This is a genomic window from Gemmiger formicilis (genome assembly GCF_016901605.1).
Lineage (GTDB): Bacteria > Bacillota > Clostridia > Oscillospirales > Ruminococcaceae > Gemmiger > Gemmiger formicilis_B.
The window spans coordinates 1-8379 of sequence record NZ_JACJKP010000133.1 but is presented as its reverse complement, the minus strand read 5'-3'; the positions used below and the strand labels follow the sequence as shown (position 1 = coordinate 8379).

The window sequence follows — 8379 nt, the reverse complement described above, 5'->3', positions numbered from 1 at the left end:
ACCGGTGACGGCGTCAACGATGCGCCGTCCATCAAAATGGCGGATATCGGTATCGGTATGGGCATTACCGGCACCGATGTGACCAAAAATGTGGCAGATATGGTACTGGCCGACGATAACTTTGCCACCATCGTAGCAGCGGTGGAGGAAGGCCGCCGTATCTATGATAATATCCGCAAGTCCATCCAGTTCCTTCTGGCGTCCAATATGAGCGAAGTGCTGGGCGTATTCGGTTCCACGCTGCTGGGCTTCACACTGCTCAACCCGGTGCATCTGCTTTTCATCAACCTGATTACCGACTGCTTCCCGGCTTTGGCGCTGGGCATGGAACCGGGCGAACCGGACACCATGTCCCGCCCGCCGCGCCGTGCCGACGAAGGAGTGTTTGCCGGCGGTCTGGGGTTTGATATTGCTTATCAGGGCGTACTGATCACGGCGATCACCATGATCTCCTATATTCTGGGGCACTGCATCGAGGTGGGGGCATTCGAAATGCCCAAGGGGGTCAGCCCCGACGGTATGACCATGGCGTTCCTGACTATGAGTATGTGCGAGATTTTCCATAGCTTCAATCTGCGCAGCCAGCGCAAGAGTGTATTTACACTGCATACCCATAATGTGGTGCTGTGGGCTGCCATGCTCGGCAGCCTGGTGCTGACCACCGCGGTGTTGGAGATTCCGGTGGTGGCGCAGATGTTCGGCTTTACGCCGGTTTCTCTGGCGGAATATCTGATTGCATTGGGACTGGCGGTTCTGGTGATTCCCATTGTAGAGCTGGTCAAATGGGTCCAGCGGCGCATAGTTCGCAAGGCTTAAAAAACAGACAAATGAAAAAAGCGGCCCCGAAAGGGGCCGCTTTTGATGTTTACGGCAGAAAATTGGCAGCTACAGGCGCTAAAACCGCGGTCAGCACGCCGGCTACCGCAATGGCCAAACCGCTGATGGCACCTTCCACTTCGCCCATCTGCAAGGCTTTGCTGGTACCTACCGCGTGGGCCGAGGTGCCCAAGGCAAGACCTTTGGCAATGGGGTCGGTGATATGGCAAACCTTGCAGACCGTTTCGGCCAACAGGCTGCCGGCAATGCCGGTCAGGATGATGACCGCACCTGCCAGTGCAGCGGTGCCGCCCAGGGTTTCGACAATGTCCATGCCGATGGCGGTGGTTACCGATTTGGGCAGCAGGGTCACGGCGTTGGCATGTTCCATCCGCAGCACCCAGGCCATGACCAGCACACTGCCCAGACTGGTGATGACACCTGCCAGAATGGCGGCCAAAATGGCACCTACGTTCTTTTCCAGCAGTTCCCATTTTTCGTACAGCGGAATCGCCAGGCTTACGGTGGCGGGCGCCAGCAGCCAGTTTACCGGGGCAGCGCTGGCGCTGTAGTCTGCGTAGGGAATGGCAAAACAGCGCAGAAAGACGATCATGAAGATGCTGCCCATCAGCAGCGGATTGAAAAGCGCCAGTTTGGTTTTGCGGTTGACCCATACTCCCAGCGCGTAGGCGGCCAGGGTGGCGAACACGCCCCAGCTGCCGCAGTGCTGCAAAAACTCAGTCATGGTTCTGCACCTCCCGCCCTGCGGTGCAGCGCTGAGCCACACAGCCGGTTACGGCCATGACCAGCGCAGTGATGGGAATAATGGCAATAAGAACGGGCACGAACACCTCTGCCAGCTGGCTGCCCAGTTCCATCACGCCGCTGGCTGCCGGCACAAACAACAGCGGAAAAATCCCCGTCAGGAACAACCCGGCCTCCCGTACCTGTTCCAACCGCAGGATACCGCAGCGCAGCGCGGCGGCCATCAGCAAAAGACCGTACACACTGGCCGGAATCGGCAACGGCAGCACCGCGGCCAAAACCTCGCCCAGCAGGCAGAAGCCTACGATCCGGGCAAACTGAAACACATACTTCATATACTATCCCTCTTTATGCTAGAATGCTGCCCTATCATACCACTTTCGATCAGGTTCTACAATTGCCGCCGCGTAAAAAAATGTGAAATCTTGCAACACTTGTATTTTGCCGCGGAGTGTGGTATACTAACCCAAAACCGTACAAGGGAATGCGAAAAGAGGTTTTGACATGTCTTTTCTGAAGAAACTGGCCGGCTTGGCCGTGGGCGCTGCTGCTGTGGGCGCCGCTGTGTACGTGCTGCAGAAGCGTGAGCACGGCGAGGAATACGAGCATATTGTGGGCCCGGCGGACGAGGTTGAAACCGACACCGCCGAGCCCGAAGCTGATGCGTCTGCCGAGGCTGAAAAAGCCCCTGCTGCCGCGCCTGAAACCGACGATGCCGTATACCAGCCGCCCGTGGCCGCTCATCCTGTGGAGACCGGCGACGATACCCCCAACGCCAACCCGGTAGAACTGGGTGCGGTGGAAGTACCCAAAACGGCAGACGGTAAGTACGATGCCACCAAGATTGCGGACCCCGCAGATTTTGGTGACTGGGACGAACAGGGCTGCAAGGGTTGATAAGCGAACGCGCAAGGCGCATCTTTGTCAAGGCAAAGGTGCGCCTTTTTGTATTTTATTGAATAAAAATGCACTTTACAACTTTACTGCGCTAAAGTATAATGATTTTATATGTGTGGAGAGGGAGGGAATTTGTATGGAGATTCAATTGCAGAATTTTACCCCCGCGGAACAGGCAACGTTCCGTCTGCGTGCTTTGTACGAACAGGCAGGGTATCGCAAGTATCGTTGTTCCCGGTTTGAGGAATACGCACTGTATCAGGAATACCAGCGTTTTTTGCCGGATGCCCAGGTGGTCACCTTTACCGACCTGGACGGCAAGCTGCGGGCCATCAAACCGGACGTGACGCTGTCCATTGCCAAAACGGCTCAACCGGCCCCCGGTGAGTGCAAGCGCTTCTATTATAATGAAGAAGTTTGCCGTCCCAGCCGGGAAAGCCATACCTTCCAGACCATCCACCAGATGGGCCTCGAATGTATGGGCGCCGTGGATGCGACTGCCCAGGCGGAAGTGGTACAGTTGGCTTTGCAAAGCCTGGCGGCCCTGAACGTGCCCACCGTGCTGGAAGTAAGCCACATGGGATTTGTTACCGGCCTGCTGGACGCTCTGCAGGTGCCGGAAGCGGCACGGGGACGGCTGCTGGAGTTGCTCAACCAGAAAAATGCCCACGAACTGCATGCGGCAGCGCTGGCGGATGGACTGAGGGAGCCGGATGCCGATGCCCTCTGCGGTCTGCTGGCATTGCATGGGCCGTTGGGTGCAACCCTGACGGCTGCCCGCGGCGCATGCCGCAGCCAGGCTCAGCGGGATGCGTTGGAGGAACTGCAGGCGCTGCAGAACCGTCTGGGAGAGGCGGGCCGCGGCACCCAGCTGGACCTGAGCATGGCTGACGAAATGGAATATTACAACGGCCTTGTGTTCACCGGTTATGTGGCGGGGGTTCCCCGGGCGGTGCTCAAAGGCGGCCGGTATGACTATCTGATGCAGCGTTTTACGGCGGGTGCCAACGCCATCGGATTTGCCATCTACCTGGATGAACTGGAACGTCTGACGGCACAGAACGGCGAAGCACCTTCGAAGCCGGAAAAAATCTGGCTCAACATTGCTTTGCCAAAAGGGCGCCTTGGTGACAAGGCATACAAGCTGCTGGCCGAGGCCGGATACCGCGCCAACGAAGATTACAACGATACCCGCAAACTGGTGGTGGAAAACCCCGAAGCCGGGGTGCGGTATTTCCTGGTGAAGCCCAGTGATGTGGCAATCTATGTGGAACATGGTGCGGCGGACATCGGCATTGTGGGCAAGGATATCCTGGCAGAATCCGATGCGGACGTGTATGAACTGCTGGATACCGGCATGGGCAAATGCCGGATGTGTGTGGCCGGCCCCAAAAACTTTACCGATGACGAAAGCCGGGCACTGCGGGTGGCGACCAAATTCGTCAACATTGCCCGCGACCACTATGAACGCCGGGGCCGGGATATCGATATTATCAAACTCAACGGTTCCATTGAGCTGGCGCCCATTCTGGGACTGTCCGATGTGATCGTGGATATTGTAGAAACCGGTACCACCCTGCGGGAAAACGACCTGACCGTGATTGAGGAATTCATGCCCATCTCGGCCCGGTTTATTGCCAACAAAGCCAGCTATAAATTCAAATATCAGCAGATGAGCACGCTGCTCAACAAAATGAAGGAGGCTCTTGTCCCATGATCCGGCTGTATGATTTTGATGAAGTAAAACCTGAAGAAATTCTGAACCGGGACATCCGTGCGGAAGCGGACGTGGAAGCAACGGTGGATGCCATCATTGCCGACGTTCGTGCTCGTGGGGATGCGGCGTTGATTGAGTATGCGGCCAAGTTTGACCATGCGGAGCTGCAGTCGGTACAGGTGACCCAGCAGGAAATCGACGAAGCCTTCGCCGAATTGGATGCACAGGACCCGGAGTTCATTACCACCCTGAAAATGGCGGCTGAAAACATCCGTCACTTCCACGAGCAGCAGCTGCACAAAAATTTTGTTCTTACCGATAAGCCCGGTGTAGTGCTGGGGCAGAAGTATACGCCCATCCAGCGGGCAGGCGTCTACGTGCCGGGGGGGACGGCGGCTTATCCCTCCACGGTTCTGATGGATGTGATCCCTGCCAAAGTGGCAGGCGTCAAACAGATCGTCATGACTACCCCCGCTGGCCCCGGCGGCAAGGTGAACCCTTCCATTCTGGCTGCGGCGGTTATTGCGGGTATTGATCTGATTTTCAAGACCGGTGGCGCCCAGGCGGTGGCGGCGCTGGCCTACGGTACCGAGAGTGTGCCCGCTGTGGATAAAATCGTCGGCCCCGGCAACATCTATGTGGCCACCGCCAAGCGCAAAGTGTTCGGCAAGGTAGGCATCGATATGATCGCAGGTCCCTCGGAAATTCTGGTGTTGGCGGACGGCAGCTGCAACCCGGCCTGGGTGGCGGCGGATCTGCTCAGCCAGGCCGAACATGACAAACTGGCCACGCCGGTACTGGTGACCGACAGCTGGGAGTTGGCCAAAGCGGTCCAGGCGGAACTGGAAGTACAGATCCCGCAGCTGCCGCGTGCTGCCATTGCACGGGCCAGCGTGGATACCAATGGCAAGATCATCGTAACCGATGACATGAACAAGGCCATTGAAGCGGTCAACATCATTGCACCGGAACATCTGGAAATTTGCGTGGATGATCCTTTTGCGGTGCTCAACCGGGTAGAGAATGCCGGCAGCATCTTCCTGGGCAAGAACGTGCCGGAAGCGCTGGGCGATTACTTCGCCGGTCCCAATCACACCCTGCCCACCAGCGGCACCGCACGGTTCAGCAGCCCGCTGGGAGTGGATGATTTTGTCAAGAAATCCAGCTTCCTGTATTATACCCGGGAAGCGCTGGGCGAGGTGCAGCAGCGTATTGCCAACTTTGCCGAGCACGAAGGTCTGCATGCGCATGCCAAGAGCGTGACCATCCGGTTTGAGGACCAGTGAGCGGGAGGAACAAGCCATGAGCCGTTATTTTACCAAAACACTCTCTGCGCTGGAGCCTTACACGCCCGGTGAACAGCTTGCCATCGAGAATCTGGTCAAGCTGAACGCCAACGAAAACCCGTACCCGCCGGCCCCCGGCGTGGCGGCGGCGGTTGCAGCGGCAGTACCGGGATTGCGCCTGTATTCCGATCTGACCAACGGGGAGCTGAACCGTGCCATTGCCGCCCATTGGGGCGTAAAGCCGGAAAATGTACTTTGCGGCAACGGCAGCGACGAAAACCTGCTGTTGGCTTTGCGGGCGTTTTGCGATGAGGATACGCCGCTGGCTTTTGCGGATATTACCTACAGTTTTTACCCGGTGCTGTGTGATCTGTTGCATATTCCCCAGCATATCATTCCGCTGGAAGCGGACTTTACTCTGGACCTGGGCAAATACAAGGGCCTGCACGAAACCATCGTTATTGCCAACCCCAATGCGCCCACCAGCCTGTTGGCTCCGGTGGATGCCATTGAAGAAGTGCTGCGCACCAATCCTGATAACATTGTGATCGTGGATGAAACCTACATAGAGTTTGCCCCGGCGGGAGCAACGTGCCTGCCGCTGCTGGAAAAATACGACAATCTGGTTATTACCCATACTTTCTCCAAGACGCACAATCTGGCGGGGGCGCGGCTGGGTTTCTGCCTGGCACGGCCGGAATTGATCGCGGATATGAACCGGGTCAAGTTCAGCTACAGCCCCTACAATGTCAATTCGCTGACCCAGGCGGCCGGAACGGCGGCCATCCGGGATGAGGTGTATTTCCGTTGGGTGACCGATAAGGTGCTGGCCACCCGCGACGATGCGGCCCGGCAACTGCGGCAGCGCGGATTTACCGTGCTGGACTCGGCGACCAACTTCCTGTTTGCCACCACAGACCGTATGCCCTGCCGGGAAATCTTTGAAAAGCTGCGGGAACGCGGCATTCTGATTCGCCATTTCAACGCGCCACGTATCGATGACTGGCTGCGTATCACCATCGGAACACCGGAACAGATGCAGAGGTTCTTTGCAGCGCTGGATGAGATTCTGCCGCCGCAAAAGTGAAAGACTGCCAAGAGGAGGGAATGTCATGATCGCCATTGTGGATTACGGTGTGGGGAATTTGTTCAGCCTGTCATCCAGCGTACAAAGTCTGGGGGCCGAGGTACGGGTCACCGGCCAGGCCGATGATTTGCGGGCAGCCAGCCATATTTTGCTGCCCGGTGTAGGTGCTTTTGCCGATGCTATGGCCAAACTGCAGGCCACCGGTCTAGTTCCGGTCCTTCGGGAGGAGGCACAGCGCAAACCGCTGCTGGGCATCTGCCTGGGAATGCAGCTGCTGTTTGACAAAAGCTATGAATACGGGGAACACCAGGGGCTGGGATTGATCCCCGGTGCCGTCTGCCCGCTGGCAGATGATCTGAAAGACCCGACCCTGAAGGTGCCCCACATAGGATGGAATGCGCTGGACATTGTTCCGGGACGGGAAAATGATCCGCTGTTCCGGTATGTAAAGAACGGTGAATACGTCTATTATGTGCACAGTTATTATGCCAAAGACTGTGCGGCGTCTACACTGGCTACCAGTGAATACAGCATTCCGGTTACGGGGGCGGTGCGCAGCGGCCATGTCTACGGCACCCAGTTCCACCCGGAAAAATCCGGCGATACCGGCCTGCGCCTGCTCAAGGCGTTTGCCGAACTGTAAGGAGGGAACATTATGAAACTGTATCCCGCCATTGATTTGCGCGGCGGTCAGGCTGTGCGCCTTTATCAGGGCGATTATGACCAGATGACCGTATATAACGCGGACCCTGTGGCCCAGGCACGCCAGTTCATAGAGGCTGGTGCAAAATATCTGCATGTGGTGGACCTGGACGGTGCCAAGGATGATACCACGGCGAATATGCAGACCATCGCGGCCATTGCCCGGTTGGGCGGACTGAAAATCGAAGTGGGCGGCGGTATCCGGGATGAAGAACGCATCCGGCAGTATCTGGAACTGGGGGTAGACCGCTGCATTCTGGGAACGGTTGCGGTCAAAAACTTTGCCTTTACGGAACAGATGGCCAAAACCTACGGCACCCGCATTGCGGTGGGGGTTGATATGAAAAACGGGTTGGTGGCCGTCAACGGCTGGAAAGAGGTTACGCCCGAACCGGGAGTGGCGTTCTGCCGCCGGTGTGCCGCAGCGGGGGTAGGGGCGATTATTGCCACCGATATCTCCCGGGACGGCACCATGCAGGGCACCAATCTGGAACTTTACCGGGAACTGCTTACCATCCCGGGCATTGAAGTGACGGCATCCGGCGGCATTGCCCGGATGGAAGAACTGGCCGAACTCCAGGCCATGGATTGCCATGCAGCCATACTGGGCAAATCCATCTACACCGGCGCCATTGATCTGGCCGATGCCGTGCGTCGGTATCAGGCGTAAAGGAGGGCTTTTGTCATGATCACCAAACGCATCATTCCCTGCCTGGACGTGAAAAACGGCCGCGTGGTCAAAGGGGTCAACTTTGAAGGTCTGCAGGATATGGCAGACCCGGTGGAGATGGCCCGCTTCTACAACGAATCCGGCGCCGATGAGCTGGTTTTCTACGATATTACGGCCAGTGTGGAGGAGCGTACCCTTTTTACCGATATTCTGCGCCAAGTCGCCAGCCAGATCTTTATTCCGCTGACGGTGGGGGGCGGCATCCGTACGCTGGACGATTTTGACCGTGTCCTCAAATGCGGGGCCGATAAAGTCAGCGTCAATTCCGGTGCCATCGCCAACCCCGGCATCATTCCGGCGGCAGCCCAAAAGTACGGCAACCAGTGTGTGGTACTTTCGGCCGATATCAAGCGAGTGGATGGCCGCTTTATGTTGTTTG

General features: G+C 57.3%; 10 protein-coding genes. 8 read left to right on the top strand and 2 right to left on the bottom strand.

Going from position 1 to position 8379, the window contains the following annotated elements; translation table 11 throughout:
* The coding region (locus H6B10_RS10460; protein WP_204651553.1) for an HAD-IC family P-type ATPase at positions 1-816 on the top strand (816 nt) is incomplete at its 5' end.
* A gap of 49 nt (positions 817-865) precedes the next feature.
* Here the strand turns inward: H6B10_RS10460 and H6B10_RS10455 are convergent.
* On the bottom strand, positions 866-1561 hold the full coding sequence (locus tag H6B10_RS10455) for an LrgB family protein (RefSeq protein WP_204651552.1): 696 nt from the start codon (positions 1559-1561) through the stop codon (positions 866-868).
* Positions 1554-1916: a CidA/LrgA family protein gene (locus H6B10_RS10450; RefSeq protein ID WP_204651551.1), complete on the bottom strand. Its 363-nt coding sequence runs from the start codon at positions 1914-1916 to the stop codon at positions 1554-1556. The genes H6B10_RS10455 and H6B10_RS10450 overlap by 8 nt, the downstream gene beginning before the upstream one ends.
* A gap of 169 nt (positions 1917-2085) precedes the next feature.
* On the opposite strand from H6B10_RS10450, the gene H6B10_RS10445 reads away from it, so the two are divergent.
* The 7 genes from H6B10_RS10445 to hisF form a co-directional block, all read left to right on the top strand.
* The gene (locus H6B10_RS10445; protein ID WP_204651550.1) at positions 2086-2478 is read left to right on the top strand and encodes a hypothetical protein; all 393 of its coding nucleotides are present in this window, start codon (positions 2086-2088) and stop codon (positions 2476-2478) included.
* A gap of 136 nt (positions 2479-2614) precedes the next feature.
* Positions 2615-4195: an ATP phosphoribosyltransferase gene (gene hisG / locus H6B10_RS10440; protein ID WP_204651549.1), complete on the top strand. Its 1581-nt coding sequence runs from the start codon at positions 2615-2617 to the stop codon at positions 4193-4195.
* Positions 4192-5481, top strand: a complete 1290-nt coding sequence (hisD, locus tag H6B10_RS10435) for a histidinol dehydrogenase (protein ID WP_204651548.1) — start codon at positions 4192-4194, stop codon at positions 5479-5481. The genes hisG and hisD overlap by 4 nt, the downstream gene beginning before the upstream one ends.
* 16 nt (positions 5482-5497) lie before the next feature.
* Entirely contained in the window at positions 5498-6568 is a 1071-nt protein-coding gene (gene hisC, locus H6B10_RS10430) for a histidinol-phosphate transaminase (protein ID WP_204651547.1), read from the top strand.
* 25 nt (positions 6569-6593) lie between these two features.
* The gene (gene hisH / locus H6B10_RS10425) at positions 6594-7211 is read left to right on the top strand and encodes an imidazole glycerol phosphate synthase subunit HisH (RefSeq protein ID WP_204651546.1); all 618 of its coding nucleotides are present in this window, start codon (positions 6594-6596) and stop codon (positions 7209-7211) included.
* Between the two features lie 12 nt (positions 7212-7223).
* Positions 7224-7940 carry a 1-(5-phosphoribosyl)-5-[(5-phosphoribosylamino)methylideneamino]imidazole-4-carboxamide isomerase gene (gene hisA / locus H6B10_RS10420; protein WP_204651545.1) on the top strand — a complete coding sequence of 239 codons (717 nt, stop codon included), beginning with the start codon at positions 7224-7226 and terminating at the stop codon, positions 7938-7940.
* A 15-nt stretch (positions 7941-7955) separates the two neighbouring features.
* A partial coding sequence (gene hisF, locus H6B10_RS10415; protein ID WP_204651544.1) for an imidazole glycerol phosphate synthase subunit HisF occupies positions 7956-8379 on the top strand: 424 nt, incomplete at its 3' end.